At 73.7% G+C, this 14,503-nt stretch carries 13 protein-coding genes; 3 read left to right on the forward strand and 10 right to left on the reverse strand.

Annotated elements, in window-relative coordinates; translation table 11 throughout:
- Window positions 1-3: 3 nt before the first annotated feature.
- From G514_RS0115350 to G514_RS0115395, 10 genes are all read right to left on the reverse strand, one after another.
- A complete protein-coding gene (locus tag G514_RS0115350; RefSeq protein ID WP_028652478.1) occupies window positions 4-1,203 on the reverse strand; it encodes a cysteine desulfurase family protein in 1,200 nt (399 codons plus the stop codon).
- Between the two features lie 69 nt (window positions 1,204-1,272).
- Entirely contained in the window at window positions 1,273-1,953 is a 681-nt protein-coding gene (locus tag G514_RS27020; protein WP_211222160.1) for a nucleotidyltransferase domain-containing protein, read from the reverse strand.
- Window positions 1,954-1,957: 4 nt separating this feature from the next.
- Window positions 1,958-2,920, reverse strand: coding sequence for an endonuclease/exonuclease/phosphatase family protein (locus G514_RS0115360; protein WP_028652479.1), 963 nt, complete (start codon window positions 2,918-2,920; stop codon window positions 1,958-1,960).
- Entirely contained in the window at window positions 2,920-4,029 is a 1,110-nt protein-coding gene (gene proB / locus G514_RS0115365; protein ID WP_028652480.1) for a glutamate 5-kinase, read from the reverse strand. Before proB ends, G514_RS0115360 begins: the two co-directional genes overlap by 1 nt.
- Window positions 4,019-5,656 carry a GTPase ObgE gene (obgE, locus tag G514_RS0115370; RefSeq protein WP_028652481.1) on the reverse strand — a complete coding sequence of 546 codons (1,638 nt, stop codon included), beginning with the start codon at window positions 5,654-5,656 and terminating at the stop codon, window positions 4,019-4,021. The genes proB and obgE overlap by 11 nt, the downstream gene beginning before the upstream one ends.
- A 115-nt stretch (window positions 5,657-5,771) precedes the next feature.
- Complete coding sequence (gene rpmA, locus G514_RS0115375; protein ID WP_028652482.1) at window positions 5,772-6,032, reverse strand: 50S ribosomal protein L27; 261 nt, start codon at window positions 6,030-6,032, stop codon at window positions 5,772-5,774.
- A gap of 38 nt (window positions 6,033-6,070) precedes the next feature.
- The gene (rplU, locus tag G514_RS0115380; RefSeq protein WP_028652483.1) at window positions 6,071-6,379 is read right to left on the reverse strand and encodes a 50S ribosomal protein L21; all 309 of its coding nucleotides are present in this window, start codon (window positions 6,377-6,379) and stop codon (window positions 6,071-6,073) included.
- Between the two features lie 150 nt (window positions 6,380-6,529).
- On the reverse strand, window positions 6,530-9,463 hold the full coding sequence (locus G514_RS27025; RefSeq protein WP_051247519.1) for an Rne/Rng family ribonuclease: 2,934 nt from the start codon (window positions 9,461-9,463) through the stop codon (window positions 6,530-6,532).
- 278 nt (window positions 9,464-9,741) lie between these two features.
- Window positions 9,742-10,458, reverse strand: a complete 717-nt coding sequence (locus G514_RS0115390; protein WP_028652484.1) for a TIGR03936 family radical SAM-associated protein — start codon at window positions 10,456-10,458, stop codon at window positions 9,742-9,744.
- Window positions 10,459-10,468: 10 nt separating this feature from the next.
- Window positions 10,469-11,602, reverse strand: coding sequence for a winged helix DNA-binding domain-containing protein (locus tag G514_RS0115395; RefSeq protein ID WP_245582232.1), 1,134 nt, complete (start codon window positions 11,600-11,602; stop codon window positions 10,469-10,471).
- 309 nt (window positions 11,603-11,911) lie between these two features.
- Here G514_RS0115395 and G514_RS0115400 point away from each other — a divergent pair, with 309 nt between their 5' ends.
- The 3 genes from G514_RS0115400 (at window position 11,912) to G514_RS0115410 (ending at window position 14,466) form a co-directional block, all read left to right on the forward strand.
- Entirely contained in the window at window positions 11,912-13,045 is a 1,134-nt protein-coding gene (locus G514_RS0115400; RefSeq protein ID WP_281167623.1) for an MFS transporter, read from the forward strand.
- Window positions 13,046-13,142: 97 nt separating this feature from the next.
- Complete coding sequence (locus G514_RS29360) at window positions 13,143-14,018, forward strand: DUF4190 domain-containing protein (RefSeq protein ID WP_051247520.1); 876 nt, start codon at window positions 13,143-13,145, stop codon at window positions 14,016-14,018.
- A gap of 4 nt (window positions 14,019-14,022) precedes the next feature.
- Entirely contained in the window at window positions 14,023-14,466 is a 444-nt protein-coding gene (locus G514_RS0115410) for a hypothetical protein (protein ID WP_028652487.1), read from the forward strand.
- Window positions 14,467-14,503: the final 37 nt, after the last annotated feature.

A 14,503-nucleotide genomic window follows, 5' to 3' on the forward strand; every position in this document is an offset into this window, starting at 1 on the left:
GGGTCATCGAGGAGCCTTCGCCGCCCTGGCGCGCTCCACGCAGGGGCCGATCGCCTCCACCACCGCGTCGACGTCGGCCTGCGTCGAGGTGTGGCCGAGCGAGAACCGCAGCGAGTGCCGCGCCGCCTCGGCGTCGCAGCCCATCGCGAGCAGGACGTGCGAGGGCTGCGGCACGCCGGCCGAGCAGGCCGAGCCCGTGGAGCACTCGATGCCGCGGGCGTCGAGGAGCATCAGCAGCGAGTCGCCCTCGCAGCCCGGGAACCCGAGGTGGGCGTTGCCGGGCAGGCGGTGCTCGCCGAGCGGCTCGAGCGGCGCGCCGTGGAGGTGGGCGTCGGGCACCTGCTCGATCACGCGGCGCACCAGGTCGTCGCGCAGGGCGCCGACCCGGGTGGCGTACGACGCCTGCTCCTTGACCGCGAGCTCGACCGCCGCCGCGAAGCCCGCGATCGCGGGGGTGTCGATGGTGCCGCTGCGGATGTCGCGCTCCTGGCCGCCGCCGTGCATCAGCGGCGTGACGCCCAGCTCGCGGCGCACGATCAGCGCACCCACGCCGTAGGGGCCACCCAGCTTGTGGCCGGTGAGGCTCAGCGCGTCGACCCCGCTCGCCGCGAAGTCGACGGGCACCGCACCGACCGCCTGGATCGCGTCGGTGTGCACCGGGATGCCGTGCTCGGCGGCGACCGCCACGACCTCCTCGACGGGCTGGAGGCTGCCGACCTCGTTGTTGGCCCACATCACCGAGATCAACGACACCGACGCGGGGTCGCGCTCGACCGCCTCGCGCAGCGCGTCGACGCGCAGCCGGCCGCGGTCGTCGACCGGCAGCAGCTCGACGTCGACCTGCTCGGAGTCGCGCAGCCAGTCGAGCGGGTCGAGCACCGCGTGGTGCTCGATGGCGGACGCCAGGATGCGGGTGCGGCGGGGGTCCTCCGCGAGCCGGGCCCAGTGGATGCCCTTGACCGCGAGGTTGTCGGCCTCGGTGCCGCCGGAGGTGAACACCACCTCGCCCGGCCGGCAGCCCAGCGCCTGCGCGATCGTCTCCCGCGACTCCTCCACCACCCGCCGGGCGTGCCGCCCGGAGGCGTGCATGGAGCTCGGGTTGCCGACCTCCCGCAGGTGCGCGGTCAGCACGTCGACGGCCGCCGGCACCATCGGCGTCGTGGCCGCGTGGTCGAGGTAGACCGTGCGTGACGTGATGTCCATAGCCTTCCCAGCGTACGGCCCGCCCACGAACTTCCGGACACCGCCGATCACCTCAGATCCGGCCCGGCGCTACCTCAGATTGCCCGCTCCGGCTGCGGGAGCGTCCCAGGCGCCGGTCAGGGCCAGCCACGGGTGGTCGGCGCCGAGCGTCCGGTCGACGAGGTCGCGCAGCCAGGAGCGGCTCACGCCGTCGAGGAGCGGCCACGCCGCCTCGAGGTCCGCGCGGTCCTTCTCCCGGTCGAGGGCGGCCTTGTAGAGGAGGGCGATCTCCGGGCGGACGTAGCGCAGGCCGTCACCGGCCACCCACGTCGCCTCCTCGACCGGCACCGCGTGCTCGGGCCAGCGCTTGTTGGTCCACAGGCCGTCGCGGTCGGGGGTGATCGGGAGGTCGACCACCCACGGCGAGCGGGAGTCGCGGCGGATCCAGATCTGGCTCTCGACCGAGAGCGGCTCGGGTGACCGGTCGCTCAGCGGGCGCAGCGTGCCGCCGTGGTTGGACCACGGGGTCCAGTCGGTGCCGAGGTGCTCGCGGAACGCCGGCACGTCGCAGGCGAGGATCGACAGGTCGACGTCCTCGTGCTCGCGCGCCACGCCGGTGAAGGCCTCCACGGCCCAGCCGCCGACGATCCACCACGACCGGTCGAAGCCGCGCATCAGCTCGGCCAGGCCCGGCGGCTCGAGCGGCTCCCACGCGCCGTACCACCGGTTGAACTCCTCGTCGTCCATCGGCGCGAGCGCGGGGTCGGCCACGGGATCAGCCCCGGGTTGCCACGGTGGCGACCAGCGCGAGGTGGTCGGTGCCGTCGATGTCGACGGTGTGGGTCCCGAGGGAGGCCAGCCGGTCGCCGATGAGCACGTGGTCGATCCTGACGACCGGGGGCAGCAAGGGGAAGACCCCGACGTGGTTGGCCGGCCAGGTCGGCTGCCAGCCCTCGTTGGCGACCTCGCCCGCGTCGCGGAACCCGGCGTCGTCGAGCCGGCGCATCGGCTCGTGGTCGGCGGTGGCGTTCATGTCGCCGACGACGAGGTCGGCGTCGCCCGCCTCGGCCTGCCGCAGGATCGCGGCGTGGTCGGCCCGCCAGCCCGCCGGGTCGACCGGAGCGACGGGGTGGACACCGAGCACGGTCAGGTCGCCGTACGTCGCCTGCCAGCCCTGGAACGTCGTGCGCAGCCGGACGTGGTCGGTGAGCGGGCGGTTGGCCAGGATCATCGTGCCGGCGACCATGTAGTCGGGCTCCCCCACGCGCTCGGGCAGCAGCTCGGCGAGCCCGTCGGCGTCCAGCTCGGCGAGCAGGTCGGGGGTGATCTCCTCGAGCACCAGGATGTCCACGTCGTTGTCGCGCACCGCGGCGACGAGCTCGCCGGCGTCGGCGCGGCCCTCGAAGAGGTTCGCGTTCATCACCGTGATCCGCTCGGCCCCGTCCGCGGGCTCCGGGACGTCGCCGAGCACCTGCGGCGCGAACCACCAGGCGTGCACGACCAGCCCGGCCAGCGCGAGCACCGCAGCGACGAGTCGGGCCGGGCGGTCGCTGCTCTCACCGGCGGCCCCGGAGGCGCAGAGCACGAGCAGCACGGCGTAGATCGGCAGCGCGAGCGGGGTGAACGCCTCGACCCGGATGAGCGAGCCGTTGTCGGTGTCCAGCGCGCGGGCCGTCGTCAGGAGCAGCGCGGGCGCCGCCAGCACGCCGGCGGCGACCCAGAAGAGGACCCGCCACATCAGAGCAGCACCAGGTCGTCGCGGTGGACGACCTCACGCTCGTACGCCGCGCCGAGCTCGCGCTTCAGGTCCTTCGACGAGCGGCCGAGCAGGGCCGGGAGCTCGTCGGAGTCGAAGTTGACCAGCCCGCGAGCGACCGGCGCGCCGTCGGGGCCGGCGAGGTCGACCGGGTCGCCGGCGTGGAAGGTGCCGACCACACCGGTGACCCCGGCCGCGAGGAGCGAGGCCCGGCGCTGGGTGACGGCCGCGACCGCCCCGTCGTCGAGGAGCAGGGTGCCGACGGGCTCGGTGGCGTGCGCCAGCCACAGCAGGCGGGTCGGCCGGCGGCGGCCGGTGGCGTGGAAGAGCGTGCCGACCTGCTCCCCCGCCAACGCCTCCGCGACCCGCTCGGCCGCGGTGAGCACGACCGGGATGCCGGCGCCGGTCGCGATCCGGGCGGCGTCGAGCTTGGTCTGCATGCCGCCGGTGCCGAGCCCCGCGGCGCCGGCCCTGCCGACCTTGACCGACGCGAGGTCCGCGGCGTCGCGCACGTCGCTCACCAGGGAGCTCCCGGGTGTGCCGGGATCCGCGTCGTAGAGCCCGTCGACGTCCGAGAGCAGCACCAGCAGGTCGGCGTGCACCAGGTGGGCGACGAGCGCGGCCAGCCGGTCGTTGTCACCGAACCGGATCTCGCTGGTGGCGACGGTGTCGTTCTCGTTGACTATCGGGAGCACGCCGAGCTCGAGGAGCTTGGCGAAGGTCTGGTAGGCGTTGCGGTAGTGCGAGCGCCGGGTCACGTCGTCGACGGTGAGCAGCACCTGGCCGGCCACGACGCCGTGCCGCGCGAGCTCCTCGGTGTAGCGGTGCACCAGCAGCCCCTGGCCCACCGACGCCGCGGCCTGCTGCGCGGGCAGCGACCGGGGTCGGCGCGCGAGCCCCAGCGGCGCCAGGCCGGCGGCGATCGCCCCGGACGACACCAGCACCACCTCGGCGCCCCGGGCGCGCGCGCCGGCGAGCACCTCGGTGAGGTGCCGCACGCGGGCCGGGTCGATGCCGCCCTCGGCGGAGGTCAGGGACGTCGAGCCCACCTTCACGACGATCCGGCGGGCGGCGGTGACCTCAGCCCTCATGTTCTTCCGGGGTCCCCGCGGAGTTGTTCGTCCTCTGCGCGGAGCGCCCCTGTCGAAGAACTTCTTGGGGTGGCTGGTCATCGTCGAGGGCGTCGGGGTCGTCGTCCGAGCCGATCTCGTACGACGAGGGGCCGGTCGGCAGTTCCGGTCCCGTCTCTCCGCGGTCGAGCCGGCGTGCGACGTCGGCGCGCTCCTCGCCCTCGGCGCGGTCGGCCATCGCCTCGTGGATGGCGCGGCGGCGGGCGGTGGCCGGGCGCTGCTCCATGAACCGGGTGTCCTCCCCGCGCCGGGCGAGGTTCTCGCCACCGGCGTCGATGCCCGGCTTGAAGTCGAAGACCACGGAGTTGTTCGGGTCGCCGATGAGCACGGTGTCGCCCTCGACGGCCCCGAGCTGGACCAGCCGGGCCTCGACGCCGAGCCGGTTGAGCCGGTCGGCGAGGAAGCCGACCGCCTCGTCGTTGCTGAAGTCGGTCTGCCGCACCCAGCGCTCGGGCTTGGCGCCGCGGACGTGCCACCCGGGCTCGCCGGACACGTCGGTCGGGGTCACCGTGAAGTCGTCGCCGCCGTCGGCGGAGGGCGGGCGCAGCACGATCCGGGTCGCCTCGACGACCTCCTTGGCCTCGCGGGCCGCCGCGACGATCTCGGCCATCGCGAAGGACAGCTCGCGCAGGCCCTCCCCAGAGGCGGCGCTGACCGGGAAGACCCGCAGCCCCTGCGCGCGCAGGTCGTCGATCACGATGTCGGAGAGGTCGCGCCCGTCTGGGACGTCGATCTTGTTGAGCGCCACCAGCCGAGGCCGGTCGTCGAGGCCGCCGTAGCGGGTCAGCTCGTTCTCGATGACCGCCAGGTCGTCGGCCGGGTTGCGGCCCGGCTCCATCGACGCCGTGTCGACCACGTGCACGAGCGCCGCGCAGCGCTCCACGTGGCGGAGGAACTCGTGACCGAGCCCGCGGCCCTCGCTGGCGCCCTCGATCAGCCCGGGCACGTCGGCGACGGTGTAGGTCGTCTCGCCGGCGGTCACGACGCCGAGGTTGGGCACCAGGGTCGTGAACGGGTAGTCGGCGATCTTGGGGCGGGCGCGGGAGATCGCCGCGATGAGGCTGGACTTGCCGGCGCTCGGGAAGCCCACGAGGCCGACGTCGGCCACCACCTTGAGCTCGAGCACGATCTCGAGCTCGTCGCCGGGCTCGCCGAGCAGGGCGAAGCCGGGCGCCTTCCGCTTGCTGCTGGCCAGCGCGGCGTTGCCGAGGCCGCCGCGACCGCCCTGCGCCACCACGAGCTCGGTGCCGGGGCCGACCAGGTCGGCGAGCACGGTGCCGGCGCGGTCGGTGACGAGCGTGCCGTCGGGGACGGGGAGCACGAGGTCGGCGCCGTGGCTGCCGTTCTTGTGCGCGCCCGCGCCGTGCCCGCCGTGCTCGGCCCTGCGGCGCGAGCTGTGGTGGTAGTCGAGGAGGGTGGTCACGTCGTTGTCGACCCGCAGGATCACCGAGCCGCCAGGCCCGCCGTTGCCGCCGTCGGGCCCGCCGAGCGGCTTGAACTTCTCGCGGTGCACCGACGCCACCCCGTTGCCGCCGCGGCCGCCGCTGACGTGCAGCGTCACCCTGTCGACGAAGGTCGGGACGGCCATCTGGGTGATCCTCTATGTCGGTGGTTGAGGTGCGAGGAGCGCTAGCGACGAGCCTCGAAACCACGAAAGGCGCCCCGAACCGGGACGCCTTTCGTCAAGTCTTGTCGTGACGACGTCAGGCGTCGTCACCCGGGACGATGTTGACGACCCGGCGGCCCCGGCGGGTGCCGAACTGCACGGCACCGGCGGCCAGCGCGAACAGCGTGTCGTCGCCGCCCCGGCCGACGTTGGCGCCGGGGTGGAAGTGGGTGCCGCGCTGGCGGACGATGATCTCGCCGGCGTTGACGACCTGGCCGCCGTACCGCTTGACGCCGAGGCGCTGGGAGTTGGAGTCGCGGCCGTTCTTGGTGGACGCCGCGCCCTTCTTGTGTGCCATCGCTGTGTCTCCTGCTGCGCTGTCGAGTCGGTGGGCCGTCAGGCCTTGATGTCGGTGATCTTGACCTGGGTGTACTTCTGGCGGTGGCCCTGGCGCTTCTTGTAACCCGTCTTGTTCTTGAACTTCTGGATCACGATCTTGGGGCCCTTGGTGGCACCGAGCACCTCGGCGGTCACCGTCGCCTTGTCGAGCTTCGTCGCGTCGGACGTGACGTCGTCACCGTCGACCACGAGCACGACGGGCAGCGAGACCTCGTCGCCCACGGCGGTCGTGATCGTGTCGATCTCGATGACGTCGCCGACGGCCACCTTCTGCTGCTTGGCGCCTGCGCGCACGATCGCGTACACCGCGGTCTCCTTGGTCGTTGAGCTGAGCATGATCTGGGGCGCAACGCTGGGCGCCGCACAGAGCTGGGCGCGCCGAGCGCGCACCGAGGGTCAATAGTACGGACCACCGGGGTCAGCCGCAAAACCGCACGGACCACCCGACCACGCTGGTCAGCGCTTGCGCGAGCGCTTCCGCTTGATCGGGACGTGCTCGACCTGGGGCGCCTCGGTGCCCTCCGCCGACCCGTCCGCCGAACCCTCGCCACCGCCGTCGGCGTCGGCGTCGGCGCCTTCGGGTGCGGCGACCTCCGCGGGCGCGGCGACCGGCGCGGGCGGCGGGCCAGCCGGGCGGCTCGCGCTGCGGCGCCTGGTCCGGGTGACCACCGTGGGCTTCTCCGGCTCCGGCTCCGCCTGCGGCTCGGGCTCGGGCTCGGGCTCGGGCTGGACGACGGGCTCCGCCTCGGGCTCCGGCTCGGGCTCCACCTGCTCGGCGTCCGGTGCAGGGGCGCTCTCGTCGGCGTCGCCGCGGTCGTCGAGGGACTCGACGACCTCGGAGGTCAGTGACTCGAGGTCGTCACGCACCTCGCCGTCAGGCGCCTCGGTCTCGTCGACGTCACCGATCGCCTCAGCAGGCTCGTCGGGCTCGTCGGCCGGCGGCCGGGCCATCGCGGCGACGTCCTTGGGCGAGGGGGCCTTGGAGCCGTTGCCGTTGCCGTTGCCGTTCCCGTTGGCGTGGTCGCCGTCGTCGGACCCGCGACCCCGGCCACCGCGGCTGCGTCGGCCCGAGCGACCACCGCGGCCGCCGTCGTCGTCGGAGCGCTTCGGCTCGACCGGGTGCTCGTGGATGACCAGCCCGCGGCCCTGGCAGTGCTCGCAGGTCTCGCTGAAGGCCTCGAGCAGCCCGGTGCCGATCCGCTTGCGCGTCATCTGCACCAGCCCCAGCGAGGTGACCTCGGCGACCTGGTGGCGGGTGCGGTCGCGCCCGAGGCACTCGACCAGCCGGCGCAGGACCAGGTCTCGGTTGGACTCGAGCACCATGTCGATGAAGTCGACAACGATGATGCCGCCGATGTCGCGCAGCCGGAGCTGCCGGACGATCTCCTCGGCCGCCTCCAGGTTGTTCTTGGTGACCGTCTCCTCGAGGTTGCCCCCGGAGCCGGTGAACTTGCCGGTGTTGACGTCGACGACCGTCATCGCCTCGGTGCGGTCGATGACCAGCGAGCCGCCCGAGGGCAGCCAGACCTTGCGGTCCAGGCCCTTGGCGATCTGCTCGTCGAGTCGGTACGTCGCGAAGAGGTCGTGGCCGCCGTGCTCCTGCGGGTCGTACTTCTCGAGCCGGTCCTCGAGGTCCGGCGCCATGTGGGCGACGTACTGCTGCACGGTCTCCCAGGCGTCGTCGCCCTGGATCACGAGCTTGGCGAAGTCCTCGGTGAACAGGTCGCGGACCACCTTGAGGGTGAGGTCCGGCTCGCCGTAGAGCAGCTGGGGCGCGCTGCCCTTGGACTTCTTCTCGATGTCCTCCCAGCGGGCCTTGAGGCGCTCGACGTCGCGGGTCAGCTCGTCCTCGCTGGCGCCCTCGGCGGCCGTGCGGACGATGACGCCGGCGGTGTCGGGGACGATCTCCTTGAGCACCGACTTGAGCCGGTTGCGCTCGGTGTCGGGCAGCTTGCGGGAGATGCCGGAGGTGGTGCCGTCGGGCACGTAGACCAGGAACCGCCCGGCCAGGCTCACCTGGCTGGTCAGCCGGGCGCCCTTGTGGCCGATCGGGTCCTTGGTGACCTGCACCAGCACCGACTGGCCCGAGGACAGCACCGACTCGATCTTGCGCGGCTGGCCGTCCTTGTGGCCGAGGGAGGACCAGTTGACCTCGCCGGCGTAGAGCACCGCGTTGCGACCGCGGCCGATGTCGATGAACGCCGCCTCCATCGAAGGCAGGACGTTCTGGACGCGGCCGAGGTAGACGTTGCCGATCAGCGAGGTCTGCGACTCGCGGGCGACGTAGTGCTCGACGAGCACCTTGTCCTCGAGCACGCCGATCTGGGTGAGCTCCTCACGCTGGCGCACGACCATGACCCGGTCGACCGCCTCGCGACGGGCCAGGAACTCCGCCTCGCTGACGATCGGCGCCCGCCGGCGTCCGGCCTCGCGGCCCTCGCGGCGGCGCTGCTTCTTGGCCTCGAGCCGGGTGGACCCGGAGACGGCCGTGATCTGGTCCTCGCCCGTGCGGCTGCGACGCACCCGGGTGACGGTGTTGGAGGGGTCGTCGGAGCTGCCGCCACCGTCGTCGCCCGAACGCCGGCGACGCCGACGGCGTCGCGAGGTGCCGTCGCCGGCCTCCTCGTCGTCGCTGTCGCCCTGGTCGGCCTCGTCGTCGCCGTCCTCGCTCGCGTCGTCACCCGAGTCGGAGGTCTTGCGCCGGCGCCGGCCGCCGCGGCGCCGACGACGTCGCGCACCGGTGCCCTCGCCGTCGCCGGAGTCGCCGCCGTCGCCGGAGTCGCCGCTGTCGGCGTCCCCGCCCTCGGAGGCGTCGCCCTCGGCGGGAGCGGTCGCCTGCTCGTCGTCCGCGGGCTCGTCGGCCGCGGCCTTCTTCGCGGACTTCTTGGTGGACTTCTTCGCGCCCGCCTTCTTGGCGGCCTTCTTCGCGGTCTTCTTGGCCGGCTCGTCGCCAGCAGCGGTCTCGCCGGCCTGCTCGGTCTGCTCGGGCTGACCGGGCTGCTCGGTCCGGTCGGTCGGCTCCTCGGCGGGCTGTGCCTTCGCCGCCGCCTTCCTGGTCGACCTCTTCCGGGGCGCCTCGACCGGGTCGGGCACCTGGAACAGCACGGCCGGCGCGGACGGCGCCGACGAGTCCTCGGGCGTCGGGTCCGACACCGGGTCCGGCGCGGCCTCGGCCTTCTTGGCGGTCTTCTTGGCCGCCGTCTTCTTGGCGGTGGTCTTGCTCGCGGTCTTCTTGGCCGCGGCCTTCTTCGCCGTCTTCTTGGCGGCGGCCTTCTTGGCCGGCGCGGCCTCGGGTGCCTCGGCCGACGGGGTCGGCTCGGGGGTCGACTGGGGGGTCGACTCGCTGGTCGAGCCGGCGACCGACTCCGTGGTCGTCTCGTCCTCGGGCATGTACTGCTCCTCGACCCGGCTGCCTCGGCAGCCGGGTGGTCATCGCCGCGGCCCGGAGTCCGGGCGCAGCATCAAGCCTTCATTGGCGACGACACCCTCGTGGTGTCACATCGAGTCCGGCCGGTCCCTGCCGCGGTCGCCTGCCTGGCTTCGGTCGCTGTCACCGACCGGCCCGGCCGCGTCGCGGTCTGGAACCGACGAGCTCGCACATGAGAACGTCATCGGGTCGACGTGGCGTCAACCACTCGCGAGTATCGCACAGCCGTCCTCGGGGCAACTCATTTCGTCGTCCGCAGTGGGTCGCCGATCTCCCCGGTCGCGGGGTCGAGCGGGCCCTGGGCCAGCCGGGTGAGCAGCGGCACGCCGACCAGGTCGAGCGGGTGCAGCGAGGTCAACCCGGTGAGCACGTCGTCGGGCCGCACGGCCGGCTCGAGGTGGCGCAGCACCAGGTCGAGCGCGGCGCCGTCCTCCTCGGGCACGACGACCAGCGAGAGCACCGCCGCCCGGCTGTCGAAGGACCGGAGCCCCTTCTTGGTCATCCGCTCGACGGGCACCTCCCCGGCGGCGAGGAACGCCGTGACGGCCGTCTGCACCTCCTCGAGCGCGACCGGGAGCACGATCCGCCACCGGCTGGCCTGCAGCAGGTCGCTCAGGCCCGAGCCGGGCGACTCGACCACCTCCACGACGTCGAGGCCGTCGGGCATCGCCGCGTCGAGGGCCGCGTGCACGGCCGCAGGGTCCACGATCTCCGCCAGGGCGAGCTCGAGGTACTCCGCCTCGCTGGCCGACCCGGTGGGCGCCGCGCCGGCGTAGGAGATGCGCGGGTGCGGGTTGAACCCCGAGCTGTACGCCATCGGCAGTCGCGCGCGGAACACCGCGCGCTCGAAGGCGCGGCTGAAGTCGCGGTGGCTGGTGAAGCGCAGCCGGCCCCGCTTGGCGTAGCGCACCCTCAGGCGCTGCACCGGCGGCGGCGCCTGCTTGGGCTGCTCCCTCACCACGGCGCGCTCACGGCTTCACCCAGTCGACGGTCTTCATGGCCGACGAAGGGTAGACCGTGCCGATCCGCACCCCGTCCAGCCAGTCGGTGAGGCGGGCGGCCTCGACCTCCAGCGCGGCGAGCGCGGCCTTCGGGAGCCTCGCGAGCGTCCGGACCTCGACCACGCCCGCGTCGTCCTGCACCCAGCAGCCGACGATGCGCCCGTCCCACCACGCCGTCGTCCCGGCGTTGCCGTTGGTGTCGAAGAGCTGCGGCCCGTGCCCGCCGAGGTAGAAGTCGCGCTGCTTCCAGCCCATCACGGTCGGGTCCAGGACCGGCAGCAGCGCCGCCCACGGCTCGACCTCGTCCACCGGGTCGACGTCGTCGGGCAGCACCCAGCCCGTCGCGCCGCCGTCCAGCGACACCTCGACGGCGCCGACCGCGGCGAGAGCGGACCGGACGGCGCCCTTGGTCGCGCCCAGCCACCAGACGAGGTCGTCCTCGGTGCCGGGTCCGAACGAGCGCAGCCAGCGGCCGACGAGCTCGGCGTACCCCTCGTCCGGCTTCGCGGCGGGAGGGACGTCGTCCAGCCAGTCCGACATGAGGGTCCAGCGGGGCTTGGAGAGGCGCCAGTGGCCGGCGTTCTCGCCGCGCACCAGCACGCCCTCGACCCCGAGCTGCGTGAGCACCCGGGGCGCGACCGACACGTTGGCGGCGTACTTCTTCCCGGTCGCGAGCTGGAGCCGGCCCTCGAGCTCGGGAACCCGCTCGCGGAGCTCCTGGGCGGTCAGGGCCACGCCCCCGGCGAGCGCGTCGACCACCGCCGCCTTGGCCTCCTCCAGCCAGGCCGCGCCGTCCGGAGCCACCCCGTGCGCCTCGACCTCCTTGACCAGCCGGGCGCCGATCGTCGTGGCGACGCGCGCCGACGCGCTCCCCCACGCAGCTGGCAGCAGGTCGCGCGGGAAGACGAACAGCGTGCGCCGCATCGCGAGCTGCTTGACCAGCGTGCGGTCCTCGTAGAGCACCCGGTCGACCTCGGCGACCGAGAGCCCGTCGACCCGGGCCTGGAGCGAGAGGTAGACGCTCGCGGGCTCGGTCGAGTGCAGGACCGTGACCGCGCGGGTCGCCGCCTCGGGGTCGGTGGCACGGTGCCCCGGCGCCACGGCATGGCGCCGTGCCAGCCTGGCCCGCCGCTCGGAATCGGGAATATGGCGCACGGGAACTAGTTTCCCTCTAGTGGCCCGCACCCGAAGCTCAGCGCACGGATCCGTGCTCCAGGTGCGTGCCTCGCAAGGCGCCGGAGCGCGGCTCTACTTGTTCGTCCAGCAAGCGACGGCAACGCCGCGAGGTGGGTGCCTGGGGCGCGAAGTCGTGTGCCGAGCTTCGGGTGCGGGGCACTAGTGCCCCGCCGCTCCACTGTCCTGGTCCTGGCCGGGGTCGTCCTGCTGTCACTGAACCTGCGTCCTGCCGCGGTGAGCGTCGGGCCGGTTCTGTCCGAGCTGCGCGACGGTCTCGGCATGGGTCCCGCGTCTGCGGGCCTGCTGACCTCGCTGCCGGTCCTGGCCTTCGCGGTCTTCGGTGCCCTGGCGCCGGCGGCCGCGGCGCGGCTCGGCCCGCACCGCGTCACCCTCCTCTCGCTGCTCGCCGTGGTGGTGGGCCTGGCCGGCCGCGCGACCGTCGGCTCGGAGGCGGCGTTCCTCGCCCTCTCGCTGGTCGCCGTCGCGGGCATGGCGATGGCCAACGTGCTGATCCCCTCGCTGGTCCGGCTGCACTTCCCCACCCGCATCGGGCTGATGACCGCGGTCTACACGACCTCGCTCGCCGTCGGGCTGACGGCGGCGTTCCTGCTGACCGTCCCGGTGGCGGACGCGTTCGGCAGCTGGCGCTACGGGATCGGCGCCTGGGCCGTGCTGGCGGCCGTCGCGGCGGTGCCGTGGGTCGCGCTGGTCCGGCGCGACGCTGCGCTCACCACGCCGGCCCGCGACGTGAGCTTCCGCGACATCGCGCGCACCCGCCTGGGCTGGGCGATGACGGCGTTCTTCGGGCTGCAGTCGCTGATGGCGTACGCCGTCTTCGGCTGGTTCGCGACCCTGTGGCGCGACGCCGGGTTCGGCGCGGGCACGGCCAGCGCGCTGGTGGGGATCGTCGCCGCGATGTCGATCCCGCTCTCGCTCTACCTGCCGCAGGCTGTCGCGCGCCCCGGCGACCAGCGGCTCGTGCTGATCATGGTGATGAGCTGCTACCCGGTCGCCTACGTCGGGCTGCTGGTCGCGCCGCACTCCCTCGCCGTCCTGTGGGCGGTGGTGCTCGGGGCCGCGCTCACGACGTTCCCGGTGGTCCTGACCTTCCTCGGCCTGCGGACCCGCACCGCGGCCGCGACCGCCGCCCTCAGCGGCTGGACGCAGTCGACGGGCTACCTGGTGGCGGCGATCGGTCCGTTCGGCGTGGGCGTGCTGCACGACGCCAGCGGAGGCTGGACGGTGCCGCTGGTGGTGCTGCTGGCGCTGAGCGTCCCGCTCTTCGTCGTGGGCCTCTACGTCGGCAGGCCGGCCCACATCGAGGACCAGCTCCGCACCCGGGACGACGTTGGCACCGGGGTGGCCTGAGGGTCCGGCTCGGGCGAATCCCCCGGCGCACCACGCGACCGGCCGGGATGTGGAACGCTACGCGCACCGACCACGGCGGCACCCGAGGGGGAACCCGATGACCACTCCGCAGAATCCTGGCGACGGCGAGACGCCGCAGGATCCGAGCGACCCGCAGAACCCCTACGGCACGCCACCGCCTCCGCCGCCGCCCTACGGCGAGCAGCCGCCCCCGTCCGCGGCGCCCTCCACGCCTCCGCCGTACGGCGAGCAGCCGCCGCCGCCCGCCGTGCCGCCTGCCGCGCCGGCCTACGGCCAGCCCGCCGCGCCGTCGTACGGCCAGCCCGCCGCGCCGTCGTACGGCCAGCCCGGGCAGCCCGCCTACGGCGTGCCCGGCTACCCCTCGCCGATGCCCGGGCCGGCCCAGCCGGGCAAGGGCATGGCGATCACGGCGCTGATCCTGTCGTTCATCTGCTGCCTCGACGTGGTCGGCATCATCCTCGCGATCGTCGTGCTGGTGCGCAGCCGCGACGGCCAGAACCGCGGCAAGGGCCTCGCGATCGCCGCCCTCGTCATCGGCGTCATCACGCTGGTCGCGACGATCGCCGGCAGCGTGGCGCTGGTCAACTACGCCAAGGACTTCAAGGACGTCGACAGCCTCAAGGCGGGCGACTGCTTCACCGCCAAGGGCCTCACCGACGACTCCGAGAGCGGCGTCACGCAGATCCGGTCCGTGGGCTGCTCGGACAAGCACGACGGCGAGGTGCTGGCCACCAGCAACCTCAGCTCCGACCAGGCCGCCAGCTACGGCCAGGCCTCCCCGGTGGAGATCTGCACGCCGTCGGTGAGCGCCGCCGGCAGCGCGGACCTGCTCGCCGACCCCGAGAAGGTCCTCATCGCCCTCACCCAGGACGCCTCGCCGAGCTCCGGCGACAAGCTCGTCTGCGTGATCGCGAACGCCGACGGGTCCAAGCTGACCTCCAAGCTCGGCTGAGCCGTTGCGTCGCGCCGTCCTGACGGCGGTCGCGGTGGCCCTGGCCGCCGTGGCCGTCGCCGTGGTGGTCGTCGTCCGCCACGACGGCGACCTGGGCTCGGTCCGCGACCTCGAGCGCGGTGACTGCGTCGACGCGGCGCCGTTCCAGGCCGGGCAGCAGCCCGCGCTGGCCGACCTCGCCCGGGCGGACTGCGACGGCCCCCACGACGCGGAGGTGCTGCTCCTGGTCCGGCTCGACGCCCGGCAGGCCGCGGGCTACCGGCCCGTCGTGCCCGACGAGATCTGCCTCGACGCGCTCGGCGACGAGGCGGACGCCGCGGTCAGCGACGAGCGGCTGCTCGTGGCCGGGGTCGCTGACACCCGCGAGCCTGCCACGGGCGACACCCTCGCGTGCTTCGGCTTCGCCGCCGACGGCACCCGCCTCGACGGCCACGTCAAGCCGCGCTGACGCCGGATAGTCCCTGACGTTCTGGCCCCACGGACCG

The organism is Nocardioides halotolerans DSM 19273, assembly GCF_000422805.1.
Taxonomy (GTDB): Bacteria; Actinomycetota; Actinomycetes; order Propionibacteriales; family Nocardioidaceae; genus Nocardioides; species Nocardioides halotolerans.